Origin of the sequence: Luteibacter aegosomatissinici, assembly GCF_023078495.1 — a bacterium.
GTDB classification, from domain to species: Bacteria; Pseudomonadota; Gammaproteobacteria; order Xanthomonadales; family Rhodanobacteraceae; genus Luteibacter; species Luteibacter aegosomatissinici.
In genome coordinates, this window is record NZ_CP095742.1 from 1,042,868 (window position 1) to 1,068,854 (window position 25,987).

Annotated in this window: 30 protein-coding genes; 9 read left to right on the forward strand and 21 right to left on the reverse strand. The window is 66.2% G+C overall.

What is annotated here, in order from left to right; genetic code table 11:
- Positions 1-556 precede the first annotated feature (556 nt).
- From ptsP to L2Y97_RS04650, 12 genes are all read right to left on the reverse strand, one after another.
- A complete protein-coding gene (gene ptsP, locus L2Y97_RS04595) occupies positions 557-2,314 on the reverse strand; it encodes a phosphoenolpyruvate--protein phosphotransferase (RefSeq protein ID WP_247433594.1) in 1,758 nt (585 codons plus the stop codon).
- 29 nt (positions 2,315-2,343) lie between these two features.
- A complete protein-coding gene (locus L2Y97_RS04600; protein ID WP_247433597.1) occupies positions 2,344-2,613 on the reverse strand; it encodes an HPr family phosphocarrier protein in 270 nt (89 codons plus the stop codon).
- Positions 2,606-2,998 carry a PTS sugar transporter subunit IIA gene (locus tag L2Y97_RS04605; protein WP_247433600.1) on the reverse strand — a complete coding sequence of 131 codons (393 nt, stop codon included), beginning with the start codon at positions 2,996-2,998 and terminating at the stop codon, positions 2,606-2,608. The genes L2Y97_RS04600 and L2Y97_RS04605 overlap by 8 nt, the downstream gene beginning before the upstream one ends.
- Before the next feature lie 37 nt (positions 2,999-3,035).
- Complete coding sequence (gene rapZ / locus L2Y97_RS04610) at positions 3,036-3,866, reverse strand: RNase adapter RapZ (protein WP_247436695.1); 831 nt, start codon at positions 3,864-3,866, stop codon at positions 3,036-3,038.
- 73 nt (positions 3,867-3,939) lie between these two features.
- Complete coding sequence (gene hprK / locus L2Y97_RS04615) at positions 3,940-4,842, reverse strand: HPr(Ser) kinase/phosphatase (RefSeq protein WP_247436697.1); 903 nt, start codon at positions 4,840-4,842, stop codon at positions 3,940-3,942.
- Between the two features lie 129 nt (positions 4,843-4,971).
- The gene (gene hpf, locus L2Y97_RS04620; RefSeq protein ID WP_247433602.1) at positions 4,972-5,319 is read right to left on the reverse strand and encodes a ribosome hibernation-promoting factor, HPF/YfiA family; all 348 of its coding nucleotides are present in this window, start codon (positions 5,317-5,319) and stop codon (positions 4,972-4,974) included.
- A gap of 118 nt (positions 5,320-5,437) precedes the next feature.
- Positions 5,438-6,919 carry an RNA polymerase factor sigma-54 gene (locus tag L2Y97_RS04625; protein ID WP_247433605.1) on the reverse strand — a complete coding sequence of 494 codons (1,482 nt, stop codon included), beginning with the start codon at positions 6,917-6,919 and terminating at the stop codon, positions 5,438-5,440.
- Between the two features lie 111 nt (positions 6,920-7,030).
- On the reverse strand, positions 7,031-7,750 hold the full coding sequence (gene lptB / locus L2Y97_RS04630) for an LPS export ABC transporter ATP-binding protein (RefSeq protein ID WP_247433608.1): 720 nt from the start codon (positions 7,748-7,750) through the stop codon (positions 7,031-7,033).
- A 4-nt stretch (positions 7,751-7,754) separates the two neighbouring features.
- On the reverse strand, positions 7,755-8,330 hold the full coding sequence (lptA, locus tag L2Y97_RS04635) for a lipopolysaccharide transport periplasmic protein LptA (RefSeq protein ID WP_247433611.1): 576 nt from the start codon (positions 8,328-8,330) through the stop codon (positions 7,755-7,757).
- The gene (gene lptC / locus L2Y97_RS04640; RefSeq protein ID WP_247433614.1) at positions 8,293-8,892 is read right to left on the reverse strand and encodes an LPS export ABC transporter periplasmic protein LptC; all 600 of its coding nucleotides are present in this window, start codon (positions 8,890-8,892) and stop codon (positions 8,293-8,295) included. Before lptC ends, lptA begins: the two co-directional genes overlap by 38 nt.
- Positions 8,889-9,437: a KdsC family phosphatase gene (locus tag L2Y97_RS04645; RefSeq protein WP_247433615.1), complete on the reverse strand. Its 549-nt coding sequence runs from the start codon at positions 9,435-9,437 to the stop codon at positions 8,889-8,891. The genes lptC and L2Y97_RS04645 overlap by 4 nt, the downstream gene beginning before the upstream one ends.
- Before the next feature lie 56 nt (positions 9,438-9,493).
- Entirely contained in the window at positions 9,494-10,507 is a 1,014-nt protein-coding gene (locus L2Y97_RS04650; RefSeq protein ID WP_247433618.1) for a KpsF/GutQ family sugar-phosphate isomerase, read from the reverse strand.
- Positions 10,508-10,684: 177 nt separating this feature from the next.
- On the opposite strand from L2Y97_RS04650, the gene L2Y97_RS04655 reads away from it, so the two are divergent.
- Complete coding sequence (locus L2Y97_RS04655; RefSeq protein WP_247333343.1) at positions 10,685-10,924, forward strand: BolA family protein; 240 nt, start codon at positions 10,685-10,687, stop codon at positions 10,922-10,924.
- Between the two features lie 39 nt (positions 10,925-10,963).
- On the forward strand, positions 10,964-12,223 hold the full coding sequence (gene murA, locus L2Y97_RS04660) for a UDP-N-acetylglucosamine 1-carboxyvinyltransferase (RefSeq protein ID WP_247433621.1): 1,260 nt from the start codon (positions 10,964-10,966) through the stop codon (positions 12,221-12,223).
- Between the two features lie 135 nt (positions 12,224-12,358).
- On the opposite strand, the gene L2Y97_RS04665 is transcribed toward murA, so the two are convergent.
- The 3 genes from L2Y97_RS04665 to purM form a co-directional block, all read right to left on the reverse strand.
- Complete coding sequence (locus L2Y97_RS04665) at positions 12,359-13,057, reverse strand: DUF3108 domain-containing protein (RefSeq protein ID WP_247433624.1); 699 nt, start codon at positions 13,055-13,057, stop codon at positions 12,359-12,361.
- Between the two features lie 170 nt (positions 13,058-13,227).
- The gene (gene purN / locus L2Y97_RS04670) at positions 13,228-13,863 is read right to left on the reverse strand and encodes a phosphoribosylglycinamide formyltransferase (protein ID WP_247433626.1); all 636 of its coding nucleotides are present in this window, start codon (positions 13,861-13,863) and stop codon (positions 13,228-13,230) included.
- 8 nt (positions 13,864-13,871) lie between these two features.
- The gene (gene purM / locus L2Y97_RS04675; RefSeq protein WP_247433629.1) at positions 13,872-14,909 is read right to left on the reverse strand and encodes a phosphoribosylformylglycinamidine cyclo-ligase; all 1,038 of its coding nucleotides are present in this window, start codon (positions 14,907-14,909) and stop codon (positions 13,872-13,874) included.
- Positions 14,910-15,041: 132 nt separating this feature from the next.
- Here purM and L2Y97_RS04680 point away from each other — a divergent pair, with 132 nt between their 5' ends.
- The 3 genes from L2Y97_RS04680 to hda are packed head-to-tail and all read left to right on the forward strand — an operon-like array spanning position 15,042 to position 17,890.
- Positions 15,042-16,034, forward strand: a complete 993-nt coding sequence (locus L2Y97_RS04680) for a DUF2066 domain-containing protein (RefSeq protein WP_247433632.1) — start codon at positions 15,042-15,044, stop codon at positions 16,032-16,034.
- Between the two features lie 3 nt (positions 16,035-16,037).
- On the forward strand, positions 16,038-17,198 hold the full coding sequence (locus L2Y97_RS04685; protein WP_247433634.1) for an AI-2E family transporter: 1,161 nt from the start codon (positions 16,038-16,040) through the stop codon (positions 17,196-17,198).
- Entirely contained in the window at positions 17,195-17,890 is a 696-nt protein-coding gene (hda, locus tag L2Y97_RS04690) for a DnaA regulatory inactivator Hda (protein WP_247433637.1), read from the forward strand. Before L2Y97_RS04685 ends, hda begins: the two co-directional genes overlap by 4 nt.
- Here hda and L2Y97_RS04695 read toward each other — a convergent pair.
- Positions 17,887-18,888: a metallophosphoesterase gene (locus tag L2Y97_RS04695; RefSeq protein WP_247433639.1), complete on the reverse strand. Its 1,002-nt coding sequence runs from the start codon at positions 18,886-18,888 to the stop codon at positions 17,887-17,889. The two genes, hda and L2Y97_RS04695, sit on opposite strands and share 4 nt — an antisense overlap.
- Positions 18,889-19,012: 124 nt before the next feature.
- On the reverse strand, positions 19,013-19,816 hold the full coding sequence (locus L2Y97_RS04700; protein WP_247433641.1) for an inositol monophosphatase family protein: 804 nt from the start codon (positions 19,814-19,816) through the stop codon (positions 19,013-19,015).
- 138 nt (positions 19,817-19,954) lie between these two features.
- On the opposite strand from L2Y97_RS04700, the gene L2Y97_RS04705 reads away from it, so the two are divergent.
- Positions 19,955-20,737, forward strand: a complete 783-nt coding sequence (locus L2Y97_RS04705) for an RNA methyltransferase (RefSeq protein ID WP_247433644.1) — start codon at positions 19,955-19,957, stop codon at positions 20,735-20,737.
- A 99-nt stretch (positions 20,738-20,836) separates the two neighbouring features.
- Here L2Y97_RS04705 and L2Y97_RS04710 read toward each other — a convergent pair whose 3' ends face one another.
- A complete protein-coding gene (locus L2Y97_RS04710; protein ID WP_247433647.1) occupies positions 20,837-21,445 on the reverse strand; it encodes an exopolysaccharide biosynthesis protein in 609 nt (202 codons plus the stop codon).
- A 48-nt stretch (positions 21,446-21,493) separates the two neighbouring features.
- Positions 21,494-22,810, reverse strand: a complete 1,317-nt coding sequence (locus L2Y97_RS04715; protein ID WP_247433651.1) for a hemolysin family protein — start codon at positions 22,808-22,810, stop codon at positions 21,494-21,496.
- A 116-nt stretch (positions 22,811-22,926) separates the two neighbouring features.
- On the opposite strand from L2Y97_RS04715, the gene L2Y97_RS04720 reads away from it, so the two are divergent.
- Both L2Y97_RS04720 and L2Y97_RS04725 read left to right on the forward strand, forming a co-directional pair.
- Entirely contained in the window at positions 22,927-23,556 is a 630-nt protein-coding gene (locus L2Y97_RS04720) for a DUF47 domain-containing protein (protein ID WP_247433656.1), read from the forward strand.
- Positions 23,557-23,569: 13 nt separating this feature from the next.
- Positions 23,570-24,691 carry an inorganic phosphate transporter gene (locus L2Y97_RS04725; RefSeq protein ID WP_247433658.1) on the forward strand — a complete coding sequence of 374 codons (1,122 nt, stop codon included), beginning with the start codon at positions 23,570-23,572 and terminating at the stop codon, positions 24,689-24,691.
- Positions 24,692-24,723: 32 nt separating this feature from the next.
- Here the strand turns inward: L2Y97_RS04725 and L2Y97_RS04730 are convergent, their stop codons facing one another.
- Positions 24,724-25,128 (reverse strand): hypothetical protein, encoded by a 405-nt coding sequence (locus L2Y97_RS04730; protein WP_247433661.1) that lies wholly within the window; start codon positions 25,126-25,128, stop codon positions 24,724-24,726.
- Positions 25,129-25,203: 75 nt separating this feature from the next.
- Here L2Y97_RS04730 and L2Y97_RS04735 point away from each other — a divergent pair, with 75 nt between their 5' ends.
- Positions 25,204-25,575 carry an MGMT family protein gene (locus L2Y97_RS04735; protein ID WP_247433664.1) on the forward strand — a complete coding sequence of 124 codons (372 nt, stop codon included), beginning with the start codon at positions 25,204-25,206 and terminating at the stop codon, positions 25,573-25,575.
- Here the strand turns inward: L2Y97_RS04735 and L2Y97_RS04740 are convergent.
- Positions 25,572-25,832, reverse strand: coding sequence for a hypothetical protein (locus L2Y97_RS04740; protein ID WP_247433667.1), 261 nt, complete (start codon positions 25,830-25,832; stop codon positions 25,572-25,574). The genes L2Y97_RS04735 and L2Y97_RS04740 overlap by 4 nt on opposite strands.
- Between the last annotated feature and the right edge of the window lie 155 nt (positions 25,833-25,987).

The window sequence follows — 25,987 nt, forward strand, 5'->3', positions numbered from 1 at the left end:
GAAATGAAACGATATGCGTTGAAATTTGGACTGTTGGTGGCCGCGTGCAACCCATGCATCGCAATGGCGCATGGCTCGCCGGACGACGTTTCGTCTCCGAAGACGATCGCCATGATGAACCCGGAAGAGCGGGATGCACTCCTCTCGGAGATGCAGCGTAAGTTGGACGAGAATATCGTTGGGAGGCAGTTCTTTGAAGAATTTCCTTGGCCACTCGGTGCGATGGTGGGGCTCGATGAGAAAGATAACCTCATCACGATTGACATCGATCCGCGGCTGATGGCTTATGCCGATACTGCCGAAACCGAAGATCTGAGCGATTACATGCTCGACGTGCTCTGGCCCCTCTTACAAAGAATCGGCGAGGCAACAGGGCTGAAGTTTCTTTACGGCGGCCGCGAGGCGGTGCGTGAATACCCCACCCTCATGAGCGAGCCGCCCGCCGCAATGCGGGTGAGGCGTGAAGCGGATCCGCGCCCTCTACTGGTCATCTCTCCGGGGCACGGGGTTTACTTTCACGGAAAATACAAGGATTGGCGCGCACAGCGCGATAGCGTCAGGCCGCGCCAGCGCAGCCGTCCTGTTTTGCGACCACAGCCATCAACCGCTCTTCCACCTGATCGCGCGTATGCGCACGGAACAGATGTGGTGCGGCGCGGCGCAAGGCAGCGCAATCGAGCTGGGTCAGGCGGTCGCGTACCTGCAGCAGCTGGCCCGGGTGCATCGAGAACTCTTCGAGGCCCATGGCCAGCAGCAACGCGGTGAACTGTGTGTCGCCTGCGATTTCGCCGCAGAGGCTTACCGGCTTCTTCGCGCGGCGGGCGGCGGCGATCACGTGCGCGATCAGGCGCAGGAAGGCCGGCTGCAGCGGGTCGTAGATCCCCTCGAGCGCATCGTTGTTGCGGTCGGCGGCCAGGGTGTACTGGGCGAGGTCGTTGGTGCCGATGGCGAGGAAGTCGGCTTTCTGCAGGATCGAGGTGACGCCGATGGCGGCGGCAGGGACTTCGATCATCGCACCGATGTCGAGGCGCTCCGGCAGCTCCTGGCCTTCCAGCGACAGCTGCTCGCGGGCCTTCTTGATCAGCCGGCGCACTTCGGTCAACTCGCCCATGTGCGTGATCATCGGTACGAGCACGCGCACGGGGCCGTAGCAGGCGGCGCGCAGGATGGCGCGCAGCTGCACGAGGAAGATATCGGGGTAGCGCAGCGACAGGCGGATGCCGCGCACGCCCAGCGCCGGGTTATCTTCGCCACGAATGGCGAGGCCGGCCGCATCGGCCTTGTCGGCGCCGAGATCGAGCGTGCGAATGGTGACCGGCAGGCCGCCCATGCCGAGGACGACATCGCGGTATGCGGCGAACTGTTCGTCTTCGCTGGGCAGGCCGCGCTGGCGCAGGAACAGGAATTCGGAACGGTACAGCCCAACGCCGTCGGCGCCGCGCGCCCGCGCCAGTGTCACGTCACCGGCGAGCTCCGCGTTGGCGTACAGGCGCACGTGGAAGCCATCGCGCGTGTGCGTCGGGGCGGAGGCCAGCGCGGCCAGGCGGCGCCCTTCGGCGGCGGCCTGGCGCTGCCACTGCCGGTAGCGGGCCAGGTCCTGCGCAGTGGGGTGGACGATGACCTCGCCGTGTTCGGCATCGATCAGGACCAGGTCGTCATCGTTGATGGTGGCCAGCGCATCCTTCGTGCCCACGAGCATGGGCAGGTTGAAGCTGCGGGCCAGGATGGCGCTGTGCGAGTACACGCTGCCGGCGCTGGCGACCACGCCAAGCATGCCCTGGCCGGCCAGGCTGGCCATGTCGGCTGGGGCCACGGTATCGCTGACGATGATCTCGCCCACGCGCGCGGCGAGCTTGCGCTCCTCGCGGCTGGAATGCTGGAAGAGGGCGGACATGACCCGGCCGATGACCTGGTCGATATCCTCACCACGGCTCTTCAGGTACGGGTCGTTCATCGCATCGAACACGGCGGCCAGGCGGTCGCGCTGCATTTTCAGCGCGGCGCTGGCCGTGTAGTGGCCGACGGAAATCAGTTCGTCGAGGCCGCGCAGCAATTCTTCGTCATCGAGGAGCAGGCTGTGCGCATCGATGAAGTCGCCCACTTCGCGGGCCAGCGCGCCATGCAGTTTGCCGCGCAGTTCGCGCAGCTCGGCACGGGCATGGTCCAGGGCTTTGTGCAGGCGGTCGAGCTCGGGGCCGATCTCGGCATCCTCGAGCATGCGCATATCAGCCGTGTACAGGCTGGGCTGGACCAGACGCGCCCGCCCGAGGGCCATGCCCCGGGATGCGGCGGTGCCGGTCAGCTGGTACCTCATGCGTGATTCGCCCCCCTGGCGCCCATGCGTTACTGCCCTTCGTCGAACTTGCGGTTGAAGAGATCGATGACAGCCGCCACGGCGGCCTGTTCATCCTCGCCCTCGGCGCGGACCACCAGGCTGGTGCCCATGCCGGCGGCCAGCATCATCACTCCCATGATGCTTTGCGCGTTCACTTCGCGTCCCTTGCTCACCAGGTGCACGGTGGCCTTGAATGTGGACACCAGCTGGACCAGCTTGGCTGACGCGCGGGCGTGCAGCCCAAGACGGTTCGAAACCGTGATTTCCTGTTCAAGCATGATCGATGAAGATCCCTCCGCGGCCCCCGGTGGCGGCGATTTCCGCCAGTTCGGGCAGCGATTTTTCCGAATAGTTGAGAACGCGCAGCAGCATGGGCAGGTTCAGGCCGGACACGCAGCGGAGCTTCACGCCCAGCGCGCCCAGCGAGAGGCCGATGTTGCACGGCGTGGCGCCATAAAGGTCGGCAAGCACGAGTACACCCTCGCCCTGGTCGAGCTCGCGTGCATGCTTCGCGGTCAGCGAACGCATCACATCGGGATCGGCCCCGGGCGGGACCTCCACGGCATCCACCGTGAGCGGCAGCTTGGGCATGACATGGCGCGCGGCCGAAACCAGCGCCTGGCCAACGGCCTCGTGCGTCATCAGGAGCACGCCAACGCTCATGGGAGGCTCCGCAGGTGGGTGGATCGGGTCAGGTTGCTCATTCGAGCTCACGGTGGAATGTCAGTACGTTGCCGCGTTCCTTGCGAAAGTGCCGGGCAAGGCGCTCCACCAGGTACACCGAGCGGTGGCGGCCGCCGGTACAGCCGATGGAGACCGTGACGTAGCTGCGGTCCTCGCCTTCGAAGCGTGGCAGCCAGGTATCCAGCCAACGCGCCACGTCGTCATAGTATTCGCCGACGATGGGCTGCGCGTCGAGGTATTCGCGCACTGGCTGGTCCTTGCCCGAGAACGGGCGCAGCCGCGGGTCCCAGTGCGGGTTCGGCAGGCAGCGGGCGTCGAAGACGAAATCCGCATCCGAGGGCAGGCCCCGGCGGTAGGCGAACGACTCGAACAGCAGGGTCGTGCCGTCGCTGGCCGCGGCATAGCCGGTGGCAAACAGGCGGCGCAGCTGGTGCACGTTGAGGTCGGAGCTGTCGATCACCTTTTCGGCGATGGACACCAGCGGCCGGAGCAGGCGGCGCTCCTCTGCGATGGAGTCGGCCAGGGAAAGGCGCTCGGCGGCCAGCGGGTGGCGGCGCCGGGTTTCCGAGTAGCGCTTGATCAGGACGTCGTCGCGGCTATCCAGGAAGATGAGGTGCACGTGCACCCCGGCGCTGGAAAGCTCCGACAGCACATGCGGCATGCGCTCCAGGTCGGAGCGGCGGTTACGCACGTCCACGCCCACGGCAATGCGCCGGCGTGGCCCGTGCTCACCCTGGCTCACCGCGGCGACCAGCTGCGGGATGAGCTCCGCCGGCATGTTATCGACGCAGTAAAACTCCAGGTCCTCGAGCGCACGCAGGGCCACGGTCTTGCCGCCACCGGACATGCCGGTGAGCACGACCAGGTGGATGGCGTCGGGTTCGATGATGGGGCTGATGAGAAGGTCGTCGTTCACCGGGTCACCACGGGGAGAACCGGCGCATCTGGTGCGCCTGGCGGTCGATGAAAGTCTGGGCGGGATCAATGCCCTTGCTCTTCAATACATGGTTGCGCACGGCCGCTTCCACAAGCACCGCAAGGTTGCGACCTGGGGCGACCGGGATGGTGATCTTGGGCACGTCCACGTCCAGCACGTTGCGGCGGCTGACATCGCCGGTCAGGCGGGTCATGGCATCCGTTTCCTCGCCATCCTTCAGCGGCTTGAGGTGGATCACCAGGCGCAGGTACTTCGAAGGCTTCACGGCGGTATGGCCGAACATCTCGCGGATGTTGAGCACACCCAGGCCGCGCACTTCGAGCAGGTCCTGCAGCAGTTCGGGGCAGGCGCCGTCGATCACATCCGGTGCGATCAGGGTGAACTCGGTGGCGTCATCGGCCACCAGGCGGTGGCCGCGGCTGATCAGTTCCAGGGCCAGCTCGCTCTTGCCCGAGCCCGGGTCGCCGGTGATCAGCACGCCGATGGAGAACACCTCGAGGAACACGCCATGCAACGTGACCCGCGGCGCGAGCGTGCGCGCCAGGTGGTACTGCAGGTAGGTGAGCAGTTCGTGCCCGCGCTTGGTGCTCTGCCACAGGGGCGTATCGGTTTCCTCGGCCACTTCACGCAGGTCGGGCGGGATGGCCTGGTCCTTCGTGACAATGAGCGCGGCCGGCTGGTAGGCGGCGATCTTGTGGATGGCCTCCCAGCGCTGGCGCGAATCCAGGCCATCGAGGTAGTTGAGCTCCTCGGTGCCGATGATCTGGATCTTGTTGGGATAGATGACGTTGAGATAGCCCACCAGGGACGGGCGGCGGCTCAGCTTGGCGTTGGGCTCCAGCACACGGGCTTCGCCCCGCATGCCCGCGATCCAGCGCAGGGCCATCCGTTCATGGACGCCGTCGAAGAGTTGTCGGGCTGTGAGCCGATCCACGCGGGGGTTCCTGTCAAAAAGAAAGCCGGCACACGGGGGTGCCGGCTTGCTTATATTGTGCCACAGGCCCGCTGGCGGGCTTTAGCTGGCGGCACGGGCCTCGCGGACCTCATTGTTGTGGTGGTCCTTGAGCTTTTCCTTGTGCTTCTTCAGCTGGTCGGCGAGCTTGGTGATCATCTCGTCGATGGCGGCATACATGCGGTCACCGATCGTGCCGTCCTGCTGGCTCGCCAGGCCTTCCGCATGGAGCCGGGTGCCCGAACAGTGCAGGGTGCCGCCCGCCTTGTGCTCGGCCTTATCCACCGATAGCACGACATCCAGGGCCGTTATGTTGTCGAAAAGGCGTTCGAAGCGGCCGATTTGCTGTTCCACGCGCTCGCGCAGGGCAGGGGTGATCTGGATGTGCTGGCCGCTGATCTGGATTTGCATGACGCCTCCTTCTTGCTGAGGGTGCCGCCGTTCGGTGGCGGCGAGATGGGAATGGCCGTGTGCCACTCCTGAACCGTTGTACGTGGGACCGTGATCCTCCGATGGGGTTCCGCGCCGCTTAGCCGGCGCGCACGCGTTCACTGGAGCTGGGGATGCGCATCGCTTCCCGGTACTTGGCTACCGTACGGCGGGCTACCTGAATACCGCGTCGATGGAGTTCCTCCGCGAGGGCCTGGTCGGACAGCGGGCGACGCGGATCTTCCGCCGTGATCAGCTTGCGCAACATGGCCTGGATGGCCGTCGCGGACGCGCTGCCGCCGTCTTCCGTGGCCACGCCGCTCGAGAAAAAGTGCTTCAGCTCGAAGGTACCGCGCGGCGTGTGCATGTACTTGCGCGTGGTGACCCTGGAAATGGTCGATTCGTGCATGCCCACCTCTTCGGCCACCTCGCGCAGCACCAGCGGGTGCATGGCCTCGGGGCCGTAATCGAGGAAGGCGCTCTGCCGGCGGACGATCACCTCGGCCACCTTGGTCAGGGTTTCGGCGCGGGATTGCAGGCTCTTCAGGAGCCATCGGGCCTCCTGCAGCTGGCCCTTCATCCAGGTGGCGTCATCGCCACGGGCGCGGGCGATGAGGTTGCAGTAATGCTGGTTCAGGCCCAGCCGGGGCTGCGCATCCGGGTTCAGGCTTACCTTCCACCGGCCGCTCTCACGGCGGGCGTAGACATCGGGTGCGACGTACTCCACCGGGGTGGCATCCAGGGCCGCGCCGGGGCGTGGGTCCAGGCTGCGGATGAGCGATGCGGCCACCGCCACGTCGGCCTCGGCCGCCTTCAGCCGCCGGGCGATCTTGCCGGTGTCGTTGCGCGCCAGCAGTTCGATTTCATCGGTAACGATGCGGATGGCGAGCCCGCGCTGCGGCGTTTCTTCGGCAAACTGGCTGAGCTGGCACAGCAGGCAGTCACGCAGGTCCAGGCTGGCGATGCCCGTGGGATCGAAACGCTGGATCCGCTTGCGAACGGCCTCGATCTCGTCGAGATCGGCGTGGAACTCCCGCAGGGCCGCCTGCACCGCGTCCAGGCCGTCACGCAGGTAACCGTCCTCATCAAGCACGTGGATGATGGCGGTCGCGATCGCGTGATCACGCGGCGTGAACTGGGACAGGTTGAGCTGCCACTCCAGGTGCTGCTGCAGGCTTTCCGGGGCGGCGTTCTGCGGCTCGAAGCCTTCTTCGTCGCCGCTGCCATTGCGCGAGGGCCCGCCCGCGTAATCGCCGGCCTCGCCGTGGAAGCGGTCGTCGTCCCACTCGGGAGCGAGCTCTTCGGAAGGGGATGCGGTGGATTCTTCTTCGCGCGTGGCCTTGACGGGCTGCTCGTCGCGCGCGCGGTATTCCATGGCCTCGTCGAAGCTGGTGCTTTCCTCGGCGCCATCCGCTTCGGATTCGGCATCTTCGGCGAACTCGAGCAGCGGGTTACTTTCCGCTATCTGGCGGAGTTCGGCCTCAAGCTCCAGCTGCGACAACTGGAGCAGGCGGATGGCCTGCTGGAGCTGTGGCGTCAGCGTGAGCTGCTGATGCAGGCGAAACTGAAGTCCGGGTTTCATTACCTTCGCAAGATCGGGTTACCGAGCCATCCTAACCCCACGCGGCCCCCCGAAACCAGCGGGCCGGATGCCTAGGCCGGCTGGCCGATTTCGTGTACCGCGTAAGCCGCCTCAGATCCGGAATTCACGGCCCAGATACACCTCGCGGACCTTTTCGTCCGCCAGGATGTGTTGGGGCGTGCCGCGAGAGAGCACTTCGCCATCGTTGAGAATGTACGCGCGGTCGCAGATACCCAGGGTTTCGCGGACGTTGTGGTCGGTGATGAGCACGCCGATGCCGCGTTCCTTCAGGTGGCGCACGATGCGCTGGATTTCACCTACCGAAATCGGATCGACGCCGGCGAACGGTTCGTCGAGCAGCATGTAGCGCGGGCGGGCGGCGAGTGCGCGCGCGATCTCCACGCGGCGGCGCTCGCCACCGGAAAGGCTGATGCCTTTCTGCTCGGCGATGTGCGCGATCTTCAGTTCATCCAGCAGGCTTTCCAGTTCGTCTTCGCGCTGCTTCTGCGTCATGTTCTCGCGCAGTTCGAGCACGGCGAGGATGTTGTCGGCGACGCTGAGGCGGCGGAACACCGAGGCTTCCTGCGGCAGGTAGCCGATGCCGAGCTTGGCACGCGCATGCATGGGCAGGCCGGTAATGTCCTGCTGGTCGAGCTTGATCTGGCCGCCATCGGCGGGGATCAGGCCCACCACCATGTAGAAGCAGGTGGTCTTGCCGGCGCCGTTGGGGCCGAGCAGGCCCACCACCTCACCTTCGCGGATGGAGAAGGCGAAATCACGCACTACCTGGCGGGCGCGGAACCGCTTCTGCAGGCCTTGGGCTGAAAGCATCGTGTCAGGGCTTCTTCGTGGTGTCGGCCGGGGCCGCAGCAGGAGCGGCGCCCTGCTGGTTCTTCGGCTGGAACGTCATATGGATGGTGGAAGAGCCATTGCTCTCGCCCTTCATCGTGCTGTCGTCGGTGTTGTATGTGAGCTTGTCGCCATCGGACGTGCCCTTGTTGGGCTGGTCGATGTGGGCGTTGCCCGTCAGGATCGCGATGCTGGTTTCGTTGTTGTAATCGATGTTGCTGGCGCGGCCGTGCATCCAGTTGCCTTGCTCATCCTGCTGCTGCACCGTGGCCGGCGTGCCATCGATCACGGCGCGCTTCACCGAGTTATCGTCGTTGAGGTACACCGTGGCCTTGTCGCCGGTGATCTTCAGCGTGCCCTGGGTGATCACCACCTTGGTGGTGTAGATGACGATACCCTGCGGCTGCTGCGAGCCATCGAAGGTCTTGGAGTCGACGTGGACGACTTCGTTACGATCGGACTTCTTCGCCATGGCCGGCGCGGCGAGCGCAAGGAGCGCCACGCCGCAGGCCGCGAACAGTGCCTTAGCGCTTGCGTGGCTGGTACGTGGTGTGGACTGCATCGAGGAGCTCCAGGTGCTTGGTGTCGAGGTTGGCACGCATGCCGATGCCGTTCATTGTAGAGCTTCCCTGAACGATCCGGGCGGCCTCGGCGGTCTCCAGCCGGTTCTCCTTGGGCCACGCCGTTACCTCGGAGGTATCGATGCTGGCCGGCGGGTTGGTGTCGAACGCGATGCGGTCCATGTGCACCAGGCCCTGCAGCTTCAGCATCGTGCCGTCCTTGTTCACCCAGCCGTACTCCGAATGCCCGGTCCAGGGCGGTACGTTGGTCTCCTTGGTGGAGGGCAGCACGAAGTTCGGGGCGTTGATATACAGCGATTCGTCGCCTTCGCGGCGCTCCAGGTGGGGCGCAATCAGCTTGAAGGCGGGCTTGCCTTCCTCGTTGTAGGAATCGAGGTCGAAGGTGGTAAGCACGTAGCCGGAGCGTGGCGGGCCGATGAAATCATCGACCTTTTTCTCGGGGGCGACCCAGTAATAGAAGAGGACGCTGACGCCCAGCGCGACCGCCAGCATGCCGACGACCCCAGCCGTACTGCGGTCCTTGAACAGGTTGAGGACACTCACAGCCAGCGATCCCGCTCGGCTTCGGCCTTGCCTTGCGCGGCGAGGATCAGGTCGGCCACCTCGCGGGCGGCGCCATAGCCGCCGGAAAGGCGGGTGCGCCAGTGGGCACGCTCGGCTACCCAGGGGTGGGCGTTGGCCACGGCCACGGCCAGGCCGCTGATACCCATGGCGGGCAGGTCGGGCAGGTCATCGCCGACAAAGGCGGCCTGTTCCGGTTCAAGGTGCAGGGCTTCGAGCAGGGCGTTGAGCGTGGCCCGTTTGTCCTTCTGGCCCTGGTACACATGCTGGATACCCAGTTCCTCGGCGCGCAGCGAGACCGGGTGGCTGATCCGCGCCGTAATGATCGCGACCTTGATGCCGTTTTCCTGCAGGCGTTTCAGGCCGAGGCCGTCGTGCACATGGAACACCTTGGTTTCGCGGCCATCTTCCGCATACCACAGGCGCCCGTCGGTGAGCGTGCCATCCACGTCGAATACGACCACGCGGATACGGGCGGCGCGCTCGGCGATGTCGGTGGGAATCTCGAAGTAGTGCGTGTAGGCCATGGCTTGAAGAGGTAGGGGCGGGTCCGGCGCGGTGGGGACGCGCCCGTGGGGCGCGCTCAGACGACGCGGGCGCGGAGCAGGTCGTGGATGTTCAGGGCGCCAACCACGCGGCCGTCGGCATCGGTGACCAGCAGGGCGTGGATCTGGTGTTTTTCCATCAGCTGGGCGGCCTCGACGGCAAGCTTGTCCGAGCCGATGGTCTTGGGGCCCCGGGTCATCAGTTGGGCTACGGTGGCGCCGCGCAGGTCCACGCCGTCGTCATCCAGCGCACGGCGCAGGTCACCGTCGGTGAACACGCCGATCAGGCGGCCATCCGGCTCCACGACGGCGGTCATGCCCAGGTGCTTGCGGGTCATTTCCACCAGCGCCTCGCTGAGCGTGGCGGTCACCGGCACGCGGGGCACATCGTCGCCGCTGTGCATCACATCGGCGATGTGCAGCAACAGGCGGCGGCCCAGGCTGCCGGCCGGGTGCGAACGGGCGAAATCATCCGAGGTGAAGCCGCGGGCCTCGAGCAGGGCGATGGCGAGGGCATCGCCCATCACCAGGGCCGCGGTAGTGCTCGTCGTGGGCGCCAGCCCGTGGGGGCACGCCTCGGAGGCGACGTTCCCGTCGATGTTCACATCGGCCTGGCTGGCCAGCGATGACTTGGGGTTGCCCGTGATCGAGATCAGCCGGATGCCCTGGCGCTTGATGGCGGGCAGGATGAACAGCAGCTCGTCGGTCTCGCCCGAGTAGGAGATGGCCAGCACGATATCGTCCGGCTGGATCATGCCCAGGTCGCCGTGGCTGGCCTCGCCCGGGTGCACGAAGAACGACGGGGTGCCGGTGGAGGCGAGTGTGGCGGCGATCTTGCGGGCGATATGGCCCGATTTGCCCATGCCCGAAACCACCACACGCCCCTTGCAGGCCAGGATCATCTCGCAGGCCTGGACGAAGGTGGCATCCACCCGGCTTTCCAGCGCCCGGATGGCGGCCGCCTCAGTGGCGATGACGGTACGCGCGCTGCGCACGACGGTATCGGCGTTCACGAAGGCGTGGCTGGTGGGCGGAGCGGTGCGGGCGTTCATTCGGCCTTGGGTCCGGGCTGGGGGCTGTCCCTGGGCAACCCGGGATGTCCATTTCTGCGACACCGGATTTCCATTACCATTACATATTCTCATTTTATCGTCGCTGGGATCGACCAGTGATTCAGGGACCGTTTCGGAACCCCTGGCCCGCGGCGACCCCTTCCCCACGGAGAATCCATGGACGCTGCCCGCATCCAGGCATTGATTGAAGCCGGCCTGCCCGGCGCCCGGGTGGACGTGCGCGGCGATGACGGCGTTCATTTTGAAGCCGAGGTCATCTCGGCCCAGTTCGCCGGCAAGCTGCCGCTCGCCCGCCACCGCCTTGTTTACGCCACCCTTGGCGACCTCATGGGCGGTGCCATCCACGCGCTGGGCCTGAAAACCCTTACCCCGGAAGAAGCCGCCGGCCGCCCCTGATCGCGCCGCGCTTCCCTCTTTAGAAAGGCAAAACCATTCATGGCAAAGATCCTTATCAGCGGCGGCCAGCCGCTTAACGGTGAGGTGAGCATCAGCGGCGCGAAGAACGCCGTGCTGCCCATCCTCGCTTCCTGCCTGCTGGCCGATGAGCCGGTCAGCATCGGCAACGTGCCGCACCTGCACGATGTCACCACCTTTATTGAACTGCTGGGCCGCATGGGTGTGCGCGTGGTTCTCGATGACCGCATGAAGATGCACATCGACCCGCGCCCGGAAAATTCCTGCGTGGCCCCGTACGAGCTGGTGCGCACCATGCGCGCCTCGATCCTCGTGCTGGGCCCGCTGGTCGCACGCTATGGCAAGGCCGAAGTGTCCCTGCCGGGTGGCTGCGCCATTGGCTCGCGTCCGGTTGATCAGCACATCCGTGGCCTGCAGGCGCTGGGCGCCGAGATCACGGTCGAGAACGGTTTCATCAAGGCGAAGGCCGGCCGCCTGAAGGGCGCCCGCATCGTCATGGATATGGTCACCGTGACGGGTACCGAGAACATCCTGATGGCGGCGACGCTCGCGTCGGGTACCACCATCATTGAGAACGCCGCGCAGGAACCGGAAGTGGTCGATCTGGCCCACTGCCTGATCGCCATGGGCGCGAAGATCGATGGCATCGGCACCTCCACGCTGATCGTGGAAGGCGTGGAGCGCCTGCACGGTGCGCACTACGAAGTGCTGCCCGACCGCATCGAAACCGGCACGTTCCTCGTCGGCGCCGCCATGACCGGTGGCAAGGTGCGTGCGCGCGGCGCGCGTGCCGATACGCTGGATGCCGTGCTGCAGAAGCTGGAGGAATCCGGCGCGCACATCAGCACCGGCAAGGACTGGATCGAGCTGGACATGCAGGGCCGCCGCCCGAAGGCGATCAACCTGGTGACGGCGCCGTACCCGGCATTCCCGACCGACATGCAGGCGCAGTTCACCGCGCTGAACTGCGTGGCCGAGGGCGTGGGTGTCATCACCGAGACGGTGTTCGAGAACCGCTTCATGCACGCGCTGGAACTGCAGCGCCTGGGTGCCGATATCCGCCTGGAAGGCAACACCGCGATCATCACGGGCGTGCCGAAGATGAGCGGCGCACCGATCATGGCCACCGACCTGCGCGCCTCGGCGTGCCTGGTGCTGGCCGGCCTGGTGGCTGAAGGCGATACCACGGTCGACCGCGTGTACCACATCGATCGCGGCTACGAGAACATCGAGGAAAAGCTCGGCGTGCTCGGCGCGCGCATCCGCCGCCTGCCGAGCTGACCGTTCGTAGGCGCCCACCCTGTGGGCGACATCTTTCGCGATGAGGTAGCAGAGCCTATGGCTCTTTCGCGAAAGGCATCGCTCACAGGGTGAGCTCCTACGTAAAAAGAAACCCGCCGATCGGCGGGTTTCTTTTTACTTGCCTTCGAACTTCACCAGCTCAAGCGTGAGGTCGCCACCATCCTTCTGTGCCAGCTTCACCGGCACCGGATACTTGGCGGGTACGTACCACGCGCTGAAACCGCGGTCCTGATCGGTGCGATCCACGCGCGTCGCCTGGAACGTGCCGGCAGGGACCGTGATCTTCTCGCTGGCCGCGACCTTGAACGACTGCGTTTCGACGGATTGCTTCACGCCAACGGGGAACGTTGCGTCCTTTGCGCCACCGTGCAGCGCCACGCCCAGGGCGAGGGGCAGCGTGTTGCGCTCGACCATGCCCGCCGGAGCGGTGTAGTTGAAGGTCTTGCTGCCGTTATCGACCACGGTGACCGCGTTGCCATTCACCGTGAGTTCGCGGGTCTTTTCCTTGAACGCGCTCAGCTTGTACTTGTACGACACCGCCTGCGGTACCTTGCCGGCCCAGGTGAAGCGCGACACTTCCGAACTGTTCGCACCGAGCGCGGCGGCGAGGCCCGAGGTGCCCTGGGTGGTGTTGGTGTATTCGAACTGGCGATTGCCAGCCGATTTGAGTGTGAGCGTGGCATTGCCCAGCGGCGAGCCGCCCTGCAGCACGTTGTAGGTGGCGGTGAACGACTGCGGCACATCCGCGGCGAACGCGGCGGCGGGCAGGGCGAGGGCCAGGCCAAGGCTGGCGCGGAGGAGGGTGGTCTTCATGCACCCGAGTTTAAACCGGGCGGCTGAACGCGGGGTCACCTGTGCGTGCGCCCGATGCCCCCCCAGATACCTCGCCCCTGTAGGAGCCCACCCTGTGGGCGACGCCGTTCGCGACCCCGCTGCAGGTCCTGTGACGACATCGCGAAAGATGTCGCCCACAGGGTGGGCTCCTACAGGGCGGTGATGTCCAGCGGTGTGGTCAGGGGCGTGCCATCGAAGATGGGCTGGCCATTCCAGCGCAGGCGGCCGGTGGCGATGGCGCGGACCACGGCGGGCAGCAGCGTGTGTTCTTCGACCAGCAGTCGCTGGGCGAGGGTTTCTTCGGTATCCGCGGGGCCGACGGCAATGCGTGCCTGTGCGACGACGGGGCCGCCATCGAGTTCGGCGGTGACGTAATGCACGCTGGCGCCGTGCTCGGTATCGCCGGCTTCGAGGCAACGGCGGTGCGTGTGCAAACCCTGGTACTTCGGCAGCAGGGAAGGGTGGATGTTGATCGCCCGGCCTTCCCAATCGGCGACCACGGCGGCATCGATGATGCGCATGTAGCCGGCGAGCACGAGCAGATCGGGCTTCGCCGCCGCCACCGCGCCGAACAGCGCGCGATCAAAGGACACGCGATCCGCATGATCCTTCGGGCTCATCGAGACCGTGGGGATGCCCGCATCACGCGCCACCTGCAACGCACCGGCCTTTGCCTTGTCGCTGCCCACCAGGACCATCTCGATCGGCAGCTGCGCCGCGATGAGCGCGGCCAGGTTGCTGCCGCGCCCGGAGGCGAGCGCGGCGACGCGCAGGGGGCGATCCACGAGCTGGCTCAGGCGATATGGACGCGCTCGTCGCCGCTGGCGGCAACGACCGAGCCGATGACCCACGACGAGAGGCCATGGGCGGCCAGGGCGGCCTTGGCGGCCTCCACCTGGCCCTTGTCGAGCAGCACGGTGAAGCCGATACCGCAGTTGAAGGTGCGCCACATTTCTTCGCGGGCCACGTTGCCTTCGCGCTGCAGCCACTGGAACACCGGCGGCAGTTCCCACGACGCGGCGTCGATGGAGAGGCCGAGGCCATCCGGCACGACGCGGATGATGTTTTCCTTCAGCCCACCGCCGGTGATGTGGGCCATGCCGTGCACATCGACCTTGCCAAGCAGCTCGAGGATCGGCTTGACGTAAAGGGTGGTCGGGGCCATGAGCGCATCGACGAGCTTCACGCCGCCCACGTCGGTATCCAGCGGCGAACCCGCGCGCTCCAGGATACGGCGGATCAGCGAATACCCATTGGAGTGCGGACCGGACGAAGCCACGCCCAGGATCACGTCGCCGGCCACGATCTTCGAGCCATCGTTCATCGCCGATTTCTCGACGGCGGCGACCGTGAAGCCGGCCAGGTCATACTCGCCCGGCGCGTACATGTCCGGCATTTCGGCGGTTTCGCCGCCGATCAGCGCGCAGCCTGCCAGCTCGCAACCGCGGGCGATGCCACCGACCACGGAGGCGGCGGTATCGACATCGAGCTTGCCGGTGGCGAAGTAGTCAAGGAAGAACAGCGGCTCGGCACCCTGGACCAGCACATCGTTGACGCACATGCCGACGAGGTCGATGCCGATGGTGTCGTGGCGGCCCAGCTGCTGGGCCAGCTTCAGCTTGGTGCCCACGCCATCGGTACCGGAGACCAGCACGGGCTCCTTATAGCGGCCGGAAAGGTCGAACAGGCCGCCAAAGCCGCCCAGCCCGCCCATGACCTCCGGGCGGAACGTGCGCTTGACCATCGGCTTGATGCGCTCGACAAGGGCATTGCCGGCGTCGATATCGACACCCGCATCGCGGTAGGTGAGGGAGCCCTGGTCGGAGGACATAAGCGGTTCCGGCACTGATGGAAACGCGCAATGATAGCAGCAAGCCGGCCCCCGGATTGGGCCCTGCACGCGCTTTGGATGGACGCCATGCCAAGGTTTGGGCAGACTTCCCGCCTCCCCAGCAGCGATGCCATGACTATGCGCGCAGCCCGTTCACTCGCCTTCCTGATGCTTCTCCTGCTGGCCGCCGTCGGTCCGGCAGTGGCTCAGACCGCGATGTACACGGTATCCGTACCGGTGCCGGACACCAGCGCGTCGGTGCGCGACCAGGCATTCGCCAACGGCCTGACCCAGGTCCTGGCCCGGGCGACCAACGGCGCGGACCCGCGTACCAAGCCGGGTTACGCCGATGCCATGAAGCAGCCGGGCGGCCTCGTCCAGCAGTACCAGTACCAGCGCACGGGGGGTGCCAATGGCGCCCCGCTGGCGCTGGAGATCACCTTCGACCCGGGCGCCATCCGCCGGGTCCTGGCCGTGGGTGATGCGGCCGCAGCCGCCCCGAAGCCCCCGGTCCTTGTGATTGCCCACGACGCGGCAGGCAAGCTGCTGAACCTGCAGGACCTGGCTCCGCTGGCCCAGATGGCCGATGCCCGCGGCTACCAGATCGTGACGCCCAAGGCCGATACGCCGGTGGACGCCAAGGGGATCGCCGCGGGCGATACCTCTGCGGTGGCCGGGGTAGCGCGCCAATACAACACGGCCACGGTGCTGGTCGGCACGGTGCGCGATGACGGCACGGACTGGACCCTGGTGAATGCCGGCCGCGTCGCCAACTGGTCCGACAGCGGTGAAGCCCGCGCGGCGCTGCTAAGCAACGGCGCCAACGCCATGGCCGACAAGCTCGACCGTTCGTTCGCGGCCAATGCGGGCGGCAGCACCAGCGGCAAGGTATGGGTGTCCGGGCTGCGCTCGGCGTCCGACTATGCGGGCCTGCTGGCCACCTTCACCAACGATCCATCGGTGAAGACCGTCGTGCCGGTCGGTGCGACGGCCGATGGCGTGCTTTTCAGCGTGAGCGCCAGCGCCCCGCTGGCCCGCCTGGTGGCCGGTTACGCCGCCGGCGGCCATGTGCTGGCAGCGGATGCGCACGACGGCGCCGACCTTGCCGTTCGCTGGGTGCCCTGACGCATGACCCACGATAATTCGCGCCGCTGGCAGATGCTGGCGCTGGTCGGCCTCGTCATTTTCGTGATCTGGCTGCTGGCACCGGTACTCATGCCGTTCGCCCTCGCCGCGATGCTGGCTTACCTGGGCGATCCCCTCGCCGATCGCCTGCAGCGGCTCGGCATGGGCCGTACCTGGGCGGTGAGCATCGTGTTCACGGTCATCATCATCATTTTCGTCGGCGTCATGCTGTTGCTGGTTCCGCTTATCCAGCGCCAGGTGTCCAACCTGATCGATAACCTGCCGCATTACGTGGAGTGGGCGCGTACCGTGGCGCTGCCATGGGTACAGCAGCGCCTGCACCTGGAGCCGGATACGTTCGATACGGACAAGGTCCTGGCGGCCATCCGTGAGCACATCGGCTCGATCGGCAGCATTGCCGCGCGTGCCATCACCCGTGTGACCCAATCGGGCATGGGCATCATCACCTGGATGACCAACGCGGTGCTGATCCCGGTCGTCGCGTTCTACCTGCTGCGCGATTGGGACACGATGATCGCGCACATCCAGCGCCTTATCCCGCGCTCGGTGGAACCGACCGTGGTGCGCCTGTCGCGCGAGTCGGACCAGGTGCTCGGCGCCTTCGTCCGCGGCCAGTTGCTGGTGATGCTGGCCCTGGGCGTGTTCTACGGCCTGGCCCTTACCCTTGTCGGCGTCTCGATCGGCCCGCTCATCGGCATGATCGCGGGCCTGCTCAGCTTCGTACCGTACCTCGGTTTCATGATCGGCTTCGTGGCCGCGCTGGTGGCTGCGCTGGTGCAGTACGGCGACTGGACCCACGTGATCCTGGTGGGCGTGGTGTTCACCATTGGCCAGTTGCTGGAGGGCTACGTGCTGGTGCCCCGCCTGGTGGGCGGCAAGATCGGCCTGCATCCGGTCGCGGTCATCTTTGCCGTGCTCGCGGGTGGCCACTTGTTCGGCTTCCTTGGCGTGCTGCTGGCGTTGCCGGCGGCCTCGGTCGTGGTCGTGCTGTTGCGTTACGTCTTCGCCCGGTATCGCGAAAGCGACCTGTACAGGGAGCCCGCCACGCCGGATGGTCCACAGACGCTCGATGTCGAAGTGGACGTCGACGTGGTTGTGAACGAACACCGGGGCAAGCCGCCGCTTCCTGACGACCGCCCATGAGTACGCAGTTGCCCCTCGCCCTGCGCTGGCCACGTCGCCAGCGCTTCGAACATTTCCATGCTGGCGAGAACGCGGCGGCGGTCGAGGCCGTGCGTGCTGCCGCCGCTGATGCGAGCGCGCCGTGGGTGTTTGTGTCGGGCCCGTTGGGCAGTGGCCGCACGCACCTGTTGGTAGCCGCCTGCCAGGCGGCCATCGATGCGGGCCTCAGCGCCCAGTACCTCCCGCTCGCGGGACTGCATGGCACGCGCGCCGCGGCGATCCGCGGCATGGCCGGCAGCGACCTTCTTGCTATCGACGACCTGGATGCCATCGCGGGCGATCCGGATGGCGAGCATGCGCTGTTCGATACCTTCAACAGCTACAAGGCGGAGCACCGCACGTTGTTGTTCGCCGCCAACGTGGCGCCTGCCGCGCTTGGCATCGTCTTGCCCGACCTCCGCTCGCGGCTGGGCTCGCTGACGCAGGCGGTGTTGAAACCATTGAGCGATGCGGAACGCCGCCAGGCATTGCGCGCCCACGCCGCGGATCGGGCCATCGAACTCGACGACACCGTGCTCGACTGGCTGTTCGCCCACCACGCGCGCGACCTTGGCGCGCTGCTGGACCTGCTCGATACACTCGATCGCGCGACGCTGGCGGCCCAGCGCCGCGTGACCGTGCCGTTTCTGAAGAACCTTCTCAAAACCGACTAAACGTCGATCTCGTCCAGCAGCGTCATCTGCGACGGATCGTTGTTGCGCACGCCGTACACCTTCACCTTGCCGGCCTCACGCCAGTGCTCGACGATCAGGTAGGTGCGCTGCGATGCCGAGCCGCTGGTGAAGTGAGGCACGTAGCTCGCCCCACCGGTGCGGATGTGTTCCACGCCCATATCCTTGTGATAGTGCCCCGAGAAGATGGCTTTTACGCCTGCGGCAGCGGCCTTGGCCGCCAGAGAATTCGCTGCATCGCGCCAGGGCGCACGCCAGCCTTCGGGCTTGTGAACGTGGACGAAGGTGAAGCGCGCCCGCCCGCTCTCGATCGCCTTGCGTGACTGTTCCAGCACCCATTGGGTGGAGGGCGTCACGTTGTAGCTCTTAGGCTGCAACAGGCCGCCATACGTCGACATGTCCACGGCGTAATCGTGTGCGTTGTTGAGCTGAAGGTGGACGGTGTTTTTCCAGCCATCCGCCTTGAACGCATACGCCCAGCTTCCTTCGTTGATCACCCGGTTGCCTTCGGCGCGCGTTCGCAGATCGAAGGCGAGAACGCGGTCGCCAAGGCTTTTTACATGCTGGGTCAGCAGGTCGAGCGAGCCGGTGGCGCAGTAGGCGAGGCGGCACGCGCTGTGGACCGTCAGGTTGTTTTCGTAATCGTGATTGCCCAGGCCGAAGTAGTAATTCTTGCCAAGGATGCCGAACAGGTCGTACATCACTTGGTGCTCGAACACGATGCCGTTGGACGTGAGATCGCCGTTGATGATGACGGGGATGGCCTGCAGCGGGTGCGCACGGCGGTATGCCGCGATGCTTTCGTACTGCTCGCGGACGAGCTTTTCGGCCAGCACGGGGTCGGTGTCGCCGCCGTTGTCGGTGACGTCCGTCCAGGGGTACTGCGGATCGGACGTGACCACCATGCGCTCAGGCGTTTCAGCCTGCGCTGCGGCAGTGAACAGGGTGGCCGCGAACAGGGCCAGGCGAATCGGGGACATGGCACATTCCTTGTGTCATTGGGGGAGCGCGGCGTCGGCCGCGAATGACACGTTAGCGAGGGAATGGCCGAGATGGAATGAGGGCAATGCCCTCATTCCATGTAAGCGAACACCTACAGCGCGATCAGACGCCGAGCAGGCGTGGCGTGGCGTTGGCGCTGATGACTTCGGTCATCGCGGCAGCCACCTTATGGTTTCCGGCGACGATATTGCCGTTCTCCGGCAGGCCTTCACGGCCGGCAAAATCGTTGTAGACGCCGCCTGCCTCGCGCACGAGCAGCGCACCGGCAGCCATGTCCCACGGCTGCAGGCCCGGCTCGAAGTAACCATCCAGGCGGCCCGCGGCCACGTAGGCCAGGTCGAGCGCGGCCGAGCCCATGCGACGGATATCTTCCGCCTCCTGGAGCAGGGCCTGGGTGATCTGCAGCTGCGATTCGAGGTGGTTGCGCACGCGGTACGGGTAGCCCGTGCCGAGCAGCGCACCGGCGATGCCATCGCGGCGGCCGACGCGGATGCGGCGATCGTTGAGGTAGGCGCCATCGCCCTTGCTGGCGGTGAACAGTTCATCGCGCAGCGGATCGAAGACGACGCCGTACACCGGCTCACCCTTTTCGACCAGGGCAATGGAGACGGAGAAGTGCGGGATGCCGCGCAGGTAGTTATGCGTGCCGTCCAGCGGATCGATCACCCAGGTGAGCGGGCCCTTGCCGATCTGGCCCGATTCCTCGGCCATGATCGCGTGGGTGGGGTAGGCGCGGCGGAGTTCCTTGACGATCTCGGCTTCGGCGAGGCGATCGACCTCGGAGGCGAAGTCCATCCGCTGCTTCTCGACGACCGAAAGGCCTTCGATGCGATTCATGTAGCGCAGGATGATGTTTCCTGCAGAGCGCGCGGCGCGCGCCGCGACGTTGACGGCGGGTCTTGGCATGGGGATCGGCTTGGCAAAAGAACAGGGGAAGCGGTCGAAAGCCGCGTCGGTCGGGCAGTTTAACACCGGGGGCGCGTTCGCCCAAGTCACGGGCCGGTGTAGACTTTCCGGTCCCTAAAGAACCGGCTCCCCCTGTCCATGGCCCTGCCGCCCCTCCACGACCGCTTCCGCTTTGTCCTGGTCAGGACCTCCCACTCGGGCAATATCGGCTCGGCGGCCCGCGCCATCCGGACCATGGGCTTCGATCGCCTGACCCTGGTCGCCCCGCACCGCTTTCCGGACCCGGAAGCCACCGCCCTGGCGGCGGGTGCGGATGACGTACTCGGCCAGGCCGCGGTGGTGGACGATCTGGTGGCCGGCCTGGCGGGCACCACTTTCGCCCTGGGCTTGTCGGCCCGCCGCCGTGGCGTGAACCTGCCCGAGCTCGATCCGCGCGAAGGTGCCGCCCAGGCCATCGCCGCCGCCCGCAGGGGCGAAAACGTCGCCCTGGTGTTTGGCAACGAGCGTACGGGTCTGGAAAACGACGAGCTCTCGCGTTGCCACGCCATGGTCCGCATCCCCAGCGTGGACGATTTCAGCTCGCTGAACCTGTCGCAGGCCGTGCAGGTGGTCGCGTACGAGATTCGTACGGCCCTGCTCGCGGACGAGGCGGCGGCCACGCCGGCCCCGGCGCAGGCCGAGGGCGAGGTGGACCCGGATGAAGTGCCCGCCGATGCGGAGCAGGTGGAGCGGTTCTTCACCCACTTGGGCGAGACCCTGGACGATATCGAGTTCCATAAGGGCCGCTCGCCGGTCACGATCATGCTGAAGCTGCGCAAGCTCTTCCTGCGCGCCCGCCCCGAGCTCCGCGAACTGCGCATCCTGCACGGCATCCTGGCCGATGCGCAGCGCATGGCTGGCCTGGCCAAAAAGCGCGAATAAAAAATGCGTAGGAGCCCACCCTGTGGGCGACAGTTTTTCACGGCAGCGCGACAGGACCTGTTCGTGCTCGCGAAAAACTGTCGCCCACAGGGTGGGCTCCTACAGGATGTCGCGGAAGAATTTGAGCAGGGCGTGGCTGAAGGTGGCCGAGAGGGCGACCATGGCGCCCGTTGCGATCCACACCGCCAGCACCAGGACGCCATCGCGCTCGATCAGCGCAATGGCGAAGGCGATGAGCATGGCGCCGAACAGGTAGTTGGTGAACGGGATAGGCAGCGCCAGCAGGATGCCTATCAGGATCATGACCGCACCCGAGACGAAGGTGAAAGGGCGGCGGGTCAGGCGTTGAAGGCGCGGCTTGCACACCTTCTCGATGCGGCGGGTGATCGGCGTGATCCGGTCGAGGAAACGCAGCAGGCCCTCGCGTGACATGGTTCGCCGTTTGAGGAATCCCGGAATCCAGGGATGCTCCAGGCCGATCAACATCTCCAGGCCCAGAGCCACCACGAGCACGCCCATGACGCCGCCGATGCCGAGCGGGACGGGGATGAAATTGGGGATGGCCAGCAGGAGCAGCAGGAAGCCGAACGCGCGGCGCTTGAGCGGTTCCAGCAGCTGTTCAACCGTGATCCGGTCCTCCGGCGCGGACACGGCGGCCGCCCGGAGGAGGGCGGCGGTCTTGTCTTCGCGGGCTTCACTGACGTTCATGCGGCCAGCGTCGCCAGCGCGCCTTGAACCGGGGATGAGTGGCGGCGCTTATACGTCGGTGTCGGGCTCGTCCGGCAGCCGGCTCACCAGCACCTTGTCGATGCGCGCCCCATCCATGTCGACCACTTCGAAGCGGAGCCCGTCCCACTCGAACGACTGCCCGGCGTGCGGGATATGGCCGAACCCGGTCGTCACCATGCCGGCGACGGTACGGAAATCGTGCTCTTCCTCATTGGGCAAGCGATCCAACTGGAGCAGTTCGCGCAGGTCGTCGGCGGGGAGCGAGCCATCCACCAGCCAGCTACCATCGTCGCGGCGGACGATAGGGCCGTCGTGCGTGGCGTCGTCGGCGGAGGGTGCCGTAGCGCCCACCACGGCGGAGAGGAGGTCGTTCAGGGTCACCAGGCCCTCGATATCGCCGTACTCGTCCACGGCCAGGGCCAGCTGGGTGTCGGCATCACGGAACGCCTCCAGCAGGTCGAGCGCGCGGGCAGTGGCCGGCACGAAGAGTGGGCGGCCCACATGGGCGAACAGGTCGATCTCTCCGATCTCCAGCGAGCGGATCAGCGATTTCACCTCGACCGTGCCCACCACTTCGCTCTCGTCGCGGCGGTAAACCGGGTAGCGCGAGAACGGCGTCTGCCGGAGTACTTCCATGTTGTCCTCGCGCGGCGCCGCGATATCCAGCCAAGCGATCTTCATGCGTGGCGTCATGACCGAGCCGACCGTGCGGTCGCCCAGGCGCAGCACGCGGTTCACCATGTTCCGTTCATCGCTATCCAGGATGCCCTGTTCGGCGCTTTCGGCTACCAGCAGGCGGATCTCTTCTTCCGTGGCCGCGTTGGCGCCCCGGCGGTGCAGGCCCAGTACCTTCAGGATGCCGGTGGAGACGTGGTTGAGCAGCCAGACCAGGGGCAGGGTGATCCGTGAGATCACGAGCATGGGCATGGCGATCTGGCTGGCGATCTTCTCCGGGGCCGTCAGGGCGGCGCGCTTGGGGACCAGCTCGCCGATGATGATCTGGACCAGCGACATCAGCAGGAAACCGGCCAGCCAGCCCAGAACCCGCATGTACGGTTCGAGCCAGGCCGGGCCGTCGCCGTGGATCAGCTCGGCGAAATGCTCGGCCAGCTGGTCGCCCGCCAGGGCGCCGGTGACCAGGATGATCAGGGTCATGCCGACCTGGACCGTCGACAGGAAGTGCTCAGGCGATTCAGCCAGTTGCAGGGCCACCCGGGCCCGCCGGCTATCCCGCGCCATGTGCTTCAGGCGGCTCTTGCGCGAGGCCACCACGGACATCTCCGACAAGGCGAAGAACCCGTTAGCGAGGGAAAGGAGGAAGACCAGCAGGAGTTCGGTGAGCATGTGCAGGGCTATATACCAGACGCGGCCGGTAAGGTCTTGCCGGCCGGATACACCAAGGTCGGTGCGAGGTCCGGTAACATAAGCGTCATATCCCCGATGATTCCCCAGGCAACCCCATGTTTTCACTCCAGACCATGTTCGGTAAGGGCGACAAGTTCTACGGCCTGCTCGAAGAGAGCGCCGAAGCCGCCCGCGAGAGCGCCAAGGCCATGCACGAGCTGGTGACCCGCGCCGATCGCTCCCCGGTCATGGCCGCGTTCACCACCACCCGCGCCCGCGAGAAGGCCCTCCACGCCCAGATCGGCGAGGAGCTGGTGAACACCTTCGTCACCGCCCTGGACCGCGAAGACATCGAGGCGCTGAACTCGGCGCTCTACAAGATTCCCAAGACGATCGAAAAGTTCGCCGAACGCTACGTGATCGTCGCCGATCGCCTGCAGGGCGTGGATTTTGCCCAGCGCGCGGTGCTCCTGCAGCAGTCGGCCGATGTGGTCGTCGAAATGATCGCCCAGCTCCGCCACGGCCTGAAGATCGGTCCGGTGAAGAAGCTGCGCGACCAGCTGCACGCCCTCGAAGCCGAGGCCGACCGCCTTCTGCTGGACCCCTATCGCACACTCTACGCCGAGGCCTCGGATCCGCTCCGGGCCATCCTCGCGAAGGACCTTTTCGAGCTGATCGAGAAGGCCGTCGACAAGTGCCGCGATGTCGGCAACGTCGTCTACGCCATCGTCCTCAAGAACTCCTGAGGACGGGCGTCCCATGAGCATGGTTATCGCGGTCGTCCTGATCGCCCTTGCGTTCACCTACATCAACGGCTTCCACGATACGGCGAACTCCATTGCCACCGTGGTCGCCACCAAGGTGCTGACGCCGGGCCAGGCCGTCCTGCTGGCGGCGGTCACCAACCTGGCCGGTGCCCTCTGGGGTACCGCCGTGGCGGCCACCATCGCCTCGGGCCTGATCGATACGGGCGTGGTCGAGGTCGGTTCGCAGCTCCTCATCAGCGCGCTGCTGGGTGCCACGATCTGGAACCTGATCACCTGGTGGCTGGGCCTGCCTTCCAGTTCCAGCCATGCCCTGGTGGGTGGCCTGTGCGGCGCCGCGCTGGCGGCATCGCAGGAAAACATCCACTCGATCATCTGGTGGCAGGGCGGCGCACACTGGTGGCTGGGCAAGGGCGTGGTGCCCAAGGTCATCGTCCCGATGATCGTGTCGCCGTTCCTCGGCTTCGTCATCGGCTTCCTGCTGATGGGCGCGCTGTACGCGCTGCTCGGCTGGTTCTCCAGCCAGAAGGGCTACCTGCACCGGTTCGGCCGCACCCCCTTCGTCAACAGCTTCTTCGGCAAGGCGCAGATCGTGTCGGCCAGCGCCATGGGCCTGTCCCACGGCATGAACGATGCGCAGAAGAGCATGGGCATCATCGCCCTGGCGCTTGCGGGCGCCACGGCGGCTGGCCAGTTCGATCACCTGCCCGAGTTCCTCTCGTTCCTGCGCATCCCGCATGACCCGGCCGCGGCGGGTGGTTTCCCGATCCCCGTGTGGGTGAAGGTGGTTTGTGCCCTGACCATGGCCGGTGGTACGGCCGGTGGCGGCTGGCGCATCATCAAGACGCTGGGCCACAAGATGGTGAAGCTGCACCCGATCAACGGGTTCGCGGCGGAAGGCAGCTCGGCGGCGGTGATCCTGACCGCATCGGTACTGGGCATTCCGGTGTCCACCACGCACAACGTGTCGGCATCGATCATGGGCGTGGGCGCGGCCAAGCGCTTCAACGCCATCCGCTGGTCGGTGGTGGAGCGCATGGTGTGGGCCTGGATCCTGACCCTGCCGATCACCGCTGGCATCGGCTACGCGCTGGTGAAGCTAGGGCACCTGTTCTAAGGCGGGTCGCGCCCTTGCGAGGCGCCTCCGCGTCAAAGAGCGTCGGCCTCGCCGTTCACCACCTGCTCGAGCTGGTCGCCCGTGGCGCCAAGCTCCTCGATCAGCCGGGCCAGTTCGCGCTCGTCCAGGTAGTCATACGGCCGGTTTTCGCACAAATGCAGGTACGGCGAGCCGTCCAGGTCCGCCTCGGCCAGGTAGCCCGTGCGCTGCTCCCAGTTGAAGCGCAGGCAGCGCCGGGCATCCACGCCCGAGAGGGGGCCGATCGGCGTGGACAGGCGCAGGAAACGCTGGCCATCGGGGTCTTCCAGTTCCGCCAGGTAAATCCCCTGGTGGCGCCCGTCGGGCAGCTCCAGGTCGAAGCTGATGATGTACGGCTCGTTCTGCCGCAGCTTGTGGATGCCCCCGACATGGGAGCGGATCGCTTCGAAGTGACGCATGGCCTTGCCCTGGGCTCGCTAGCAGACCCCCGATGGTACGCTCGTCGTGTTTCGTTTGGCATGCACGAACTGACCATGACTGATGAACTGGATGACGATGAAGCACGTGCCCTGCGTGCGCAGCGCATTATCGCGGCGGTGGCCGCCATACCCCGTGGCCGCGTGGCCAGCTACGGGGCGATCGCGGCCCGCGCGGGCTACCCCGGCCGGGCGCGGTTGATAGGACGGGTACTGGGCGACGCGCCCAACCGCCTGGACCTGCCGTGGCACCGGGTGCTGCGAGCCGATGGGCACATCGGTATCCCTGCCGGCACCAATGGCTACCGCGAACAGTGCAAGCGGCTAAAGGCGGAAGGGGTAGTCGTGAAGAATGGCCGGGTACCCATGAGCGCGTTCGGCCTGGATCACGACCTCGACCGTGCCATCTGGGGTTTCCCCGGGGGCTAGCGGTACACGATATTCATCGCGTGCCAGCGCACGCCCGGTGCCCGCGCCAGGACATAGGCCAATAAGCGCACTTGAGGCAGATCGCGTGGCGCGGCCTTCTGCACCTCGAAGCGGGCTGCGCGTGTGCAGGCAGGTTGCGCGTCGTCCATCGGGCAGGTCGGTTCGCGGATATCGCCGGTAAAGGCGATGGTGCCGCCACCGGCCAGCGCCGGCGTGACAGCGAACGCGGATACGAGCATTAGCAGTGCGTGTCGCATGGCGGTAACCCCCTTGGCATGGGCCGGTAGCGCCGGCCACGCATGGGCCTGAGCCCGGGGTTATTACGCTCCCGGACGCGAACACGGGACAAGCGCTGGCGGCTGAATATGGTGTAGGCCTACGCTGATTTGGGTGTTTCGCCGTTCAGGGATGA

Excerpts from the sequence above, each read along its gene's own strand:
- ptsP (WP_247433594.1), bottom strand. The coding sequence starts at position 2,314 with ATGAGGTACCAGCTGACCGGCACCGCCGCATCCCGGGGCATGGCCCTC.
- L2Y97_RS04600 (WP_247433597.1), bottom strand. The coding sequence starts at position 2,613 with ATGCTTGAACAGGAAATCACGGTTTCGAACCGTCTTGGGCTGCACGCC.
- L2Y97_RS04605 (WP_247433600.1), bottom strand. The coding sequence starts at position 2,998 with ATGAGCGTTGGCGTGCTCCTGATGACGCACGAGGCCGTTGGCCAGGCG.
- rapZ (WP_247436695.1), bottom strand. The coding sequence starts at position 3,866 with ATGTCCGGTGGCGGCAAGACCGTGGCCCTGCGTGCGCTCGAGGACCTG.
- hprK (WP_247436697.1), bottom strand. The coding sequence starts at position 4,842 with ATGGCCCTGCGCTGGATCGCGGGCATGCGGGGCGAAGCCCGTGTGCTG.
- hpf (WP_247433602.1), bottom strand. The coding sequence starts at position 5,319 with ATGCAAATCCAGATCAGCGGCCAGCACATCCAGATCACCCCTGCCCTG.
- L2Y97_RS04625 (WP_247433605.1), bottom strand. The coding sequence starts at position 6,919 with ATGAAACCCGGACTTCAGTTTCGCCTGCATCAGCAGCTCACGCTGACG.
- lptB (WP_247433608.1), bottom strand. The coding sequence starts at position 7,750 with ATGCTTTCAGCCCAAGGCCTGCAGAAGCGGTTCCGCGCCCGCCAGGTA.
- lptA (WP_247433611.1), bottom strand. The coding sequence starts at position 8,330 with ATGCAGTCCACACCACGTACCAGCCACGCAAGCGCTAAGGCACTGTTC.
- L2Y97_RS04645 (WP_247433615.1), bottom strand. The coding sequence starts at position 9,437 with ATGGCCTACACGCACTACTTCGAGATTCCCACCGACATCGCCGAGCGC.
- L2Y97_RS04650 (WP_247433618.1), bottom strand. The coding sequence starts at position 10,507 with ATGAACGCCCGCACCGCTCCGCCCACCAGCCACGCCTTCGTGAACGCC.
- L2Y97_RS04655 (WP_247333343.1), top strand. The coding sequence starts at position 10,685 with ATGGACGCTGCCCGCATCCAGGCATTGATTGAAGCCGGCCTGCCCGGC.
- murA (WP_247433621.1), top strand. The coding sequence starts at position 10,964 with ATGGCAAAGATCCTTATCAGCGGCGGCCAGCCGCTTAACGGTGAGGTG.
- L2Y97_RS04665 (WP_247433624.1), bottom strand. The coding sequence starts at position 13,057 with ATGAAGACCACCCTCCTCCGCGCCAGCCTTGGCCTGGCCCTCGCCCTG.
- purM (WP_247433629.1), bottom strand. The coding sequence starts at position 14,909 with ATGTCCTCCGACCAGGGCTCCCTCACCTACCGCGATGCGGGTGTCGAT.
- L2Y97_RS04680 (WP_247433632.1), top strand. The coding sequence starts at position 15,042 with ATGACTATGCGCGCAGCCCGTTCACTCGCCTTCCTGATGCTTCTCCTG.
- L2Y97_RS04685 (WP_247433634.1), top strand. The coding sequence starts at position 16,038 with ATGACCCACGATAATTCGCGCCGCTGGCAGATGCTGGCGCTGGTCGGC.
- hda (WP_247433637.1), top strand. The coding sequence starts at position 17,195 with ATGAGTACGCAGTTGCCCCTCGCCCTGCGCTGGCCACGTCGCCAGCGC.
- L2Y97_RS04695 (WP_247433639.1), bottom strand. The coding sequence starts at position 18,888 with ATGTCCCCGATTCGCCTGGCCCTGTTCGCGGCCACCCTGTTCACTGCC.
- L2Y97_RS04700 (WP_247433641.1), bottom strand. The coding sequence starts at position 19,816 with ATGCCAAGACCCGCCGTCAACGTCGCGGCGCGCGCCGCGCGCTCTGCA.
- L2Y97_RS04705 (WP_247433644.1), top strand. The coding sequence starts at position 19,955 with ATGGCCCTGCCGCCCCTCCACGACCGCTTCCGCTTTGTCCTGGTCAGG.
- L2Y97_RS04710 (WP_247433647.1), bottom strand. The coding sequence starts at position 21,445 with ATGAACGTCAGTGAAGCCCGCGAAGACAAGACCGCCGCCCTCCTCCGG.
- L2Y97_RS04715 (WP_247433651.1), bottom strand. The coding sequence starts at position 22,810 with ATGCTCACCGAACTCCTGCTGGTCTTCCTCCTTTCCCTCGCTAACGGG.
- L2Y97_RS04720 (WP_247433656.1), top strand. The coding sequence starts at position 22,927 with ATGTTTTCACTCCAGACCATGTTCGGTAAGGGCGACAAGTTCTACGGC.
- L2Y97_RS04725 (WP_247433658.1), top strand. The coding sequence starts at position 23,570 with ATGAGCATGGTTATCGCGGTCGTCCTGATCGCCCTTGCGTTCACCTAC.
- L2Y97_RS04730 (WP_247433661.1), bottom strand. The coding sequence starts at position 25,128 with ATGCGTCACTTCGAAGCGATCCGCTCCCATGTCGGGGGCATCCACAAG.
- L2Y97_RS04735 (WP_247433664.1), top strand. The coding sequence starts at position 25,204 with ATGACTGATGAACTGGATGACGATGAAGCACGTGCCCTGCGTGCGCAG.
- L2Y97_RS04740 (WP_247433667.1), bottom strand. The coding sequence starts at position 25,832 with ATGCGACACGCACTGCTAATGCTCGTATCCGCGTTCGCTGTCACGCCG.